Genomic DNA, 2,440 nt, shown 5'->3' on the forward strand with positions numbered 1-2,440 from the left:
AACTGATAACTGAATAAGACGTCCCTACTGTTGTCTTCTCTTCAATTTACTTCTTCCAATATGTCAAAGAACGTTTTGCTGTGGTTCATTTGTTGCTTCGTTCATTTGTTCATCAGTAATACCAATGAACTATTGAACCAGTGAACTAATGCCCCAGCATGGTGGAGAATAACGGATTCGAACCGTTGACCCCCTGCGTGCAAGGCAGGTGCTCTAGCCAGCTGAGCTAATCCCCCTTTCAGATGCGTTTAGTTGATTTGTTCATTCGTTCATTTGTTGATTAGTATGGATACCAATGAACTATTGAACCAGTGAACTTATGAACCGCCTCGTTAGTAGTCCCGAGCAGATTTGAACTGCTGACCCCTACATTATCAGTGTAGTGCTCTAACCAAGCTGAGCTACAGGACTGTTTTCCTTTTAGTTTGCAGCTTCCAGTTTTCAGTTTACAGTGTGTGCTAACTGCCAACTGCTTACTGCCAACTATATGACTGCCAACTGCGCTCCTGAACTTCGGTCAGGCTACCCTGATGGCTTCATCTTCCGGGTTTGTTTGTTTCGTTTGATAATAAGAAAAGATAATGCAGGTAACAGCTTCGCTGTCCTTTTATTAAAAAGCCGTATATCTTGGGATAACGCTCCAGAAAGGAGGTATTCCAGCCACACCTTCCGGTACGGCTACCTTGTTACGACTTAGCCCCAGTTACCGACTTTACCCTAGGCGGCTCCTTGCGGTTACCGACTTCAGGTACTTCCAGCTTCCATGGCTTGACGGGCGGTGTGTACAAGGCCCGGGAACGTATTCACCGCGTCATTGCTGATACGCGATTACTAGCGAATCCAACTTCACGGGGTCGAGTTGCAGACCCCGATCCGAACTGTGAACAGCTTTATGAGATTGGCATCCTGTTGCCAGGTAGCTGCCCTCTGTACTGCCCATTGTAGCACGTGTGTAGCCCCGGACGTAAGGGCCATGATGACTTGACGTCGTCCCCTCCTTCCTCTCTATTTGCATAGGCAGTCTGAATAGAGTCCCCACCTTTACATGCTGGCAACTATTCACAGGGGTTGCGCTCGTTGCGGGACTTAACCCAACACCTCACGGCACGAGCTGACGACAGCCATGCAGCACCTAGTTTCGTGTCCCGAAGGACTGTGACGTCTCTGTCACATTCACTAACTTTCAAGCCCGGGTAAGGTTCCTCGCGTATCATCGAATTAAACCACATGCTCCTCCGCTTGTGCGGGCCCCCGTCAATTCCTTTGAGTTTCACCCTTGCGGGCGTACTCCCCAGGTGGAACACTTAACGCTTTCGCTTAGACGCTGACCATATATCGCCAACATCGAGTGTTCATCGTTTAGGGCGTGGACTACCAGGGTATCTAATCCTGTTTGATCCCCACGCTTTCGTGCCTCAGCGTCAATCATACTTTAGTAAGCTGCCTTCGCAATTGGTGTTCTGTGACATATCTATGCATTTCACCGCTACTTGTCACATTCCGCCTACCTCAAGTACATTCAAGCCCATCAGTATCAAAGGCACTGCGATAGTTAAGCTACCGTCTTTCACCCCTGACTTAACAGGCCGCCTACGCACCCTTTAAACCCAATAAATCCGGATAACGCTTGGATCCTCCGTATTACCGCGGCTGCTGGCACGGAGTTAGCCGATCCTTATTCTTACCGTACATTCAGCCTTCTACTCGTAAAAGGGTTTATTCCGGTACAAAAGCAGTTTACAACCCGTAGGGCCGTCTTCCTGCACGCGGCATGGCTGGTTCAGACTTGCGTCCATTGACCAATATTCCTTACTGCTGCCTCCCGTAGGAGTCTGGTCCGTGTCTCAGTACCAGTGTGGGGGGTCATCCTCTCAGATCCCCTAAACATCGTAGCCTTGGTAAGCCGTTACCTTACCAACTAGCTAATGTTCCGCATGCCCATCTTAGTCCTATAAATATTTGATTATCCTATGATGCCATAAAATAATGTTATGCGGTGTTAATCTCTCTTTCGAGAGGCTATCCCCCTGACTAAGGTAGGTTACATACGTGTTACGCACCCGTGCGCCACTCTCATGGGGAGCAAGCTCCCCAATCCCGTCCGACTTGCATGTATTAGGCCTGCCGCTAGCGTTCATCCTGAGCCAGGATCAAACTCTCCATTGTAAAATGTGTTTGTTTGTATCCAGACCCTATTAACTCAATCAATAGAAATCTGTAAAAAATATTCTCTTACATTATCCCTACCGCTTTTCTAAAAACAGCTTCCGAAACCTTGGGTCTCTTCTTCCGCTGTTACGCTGCATTCTTTATCTTCTCTATTACCTTTAAGAACTTTTCGCCTCACCATCACGGTTCAGCTTTTATTATCTTCGGCCGTTGCGGCCTCAAACTTTCAATCTTTTTTTTCTTCGCAAACCATCGTGGTCCGCTGTTTTCT

Annotated in this window: 2 tRNA genes and 1 rRNA gene; all 3 read right to left on the reverse strand. The window is 47.8% G+C overall.

What is annotated here, in order from left to right:
* Positions 1-159: 159 nt before the first annotated feature.
* Positions 160-236: transfer RNA gene (locus tag ACFQZX_RS11570), tRNA-Ala, on the reverse strand.
* A gap of 100 nt (positions 237-336) precedes the next feature.
* Positions 337-411, reverse strand: a tRNA-Ile gene (locus tag ACFQZX_RS11575).
* Between the two features lie 233 nt (positions 412-644).
* Positions 645-2,166, reverse strand: a 16S ribosomal RNA gene (locus tag ACFQZX_RS11580).
* Positions 2,167-2,440: the final 274 nt, after the last annotated feature.

This window comes from Mucilaginibacter litoreus, from assembly GCF_042676805.1.
GTDB classification, from domain to species: domain Bacteria; phylum Bacteroidota; class Bacteroidia; order Sphingobacteriales; family Sphingobacteriaceae; genus Mucilaginibacter; species Mucilaginibacter litoreus.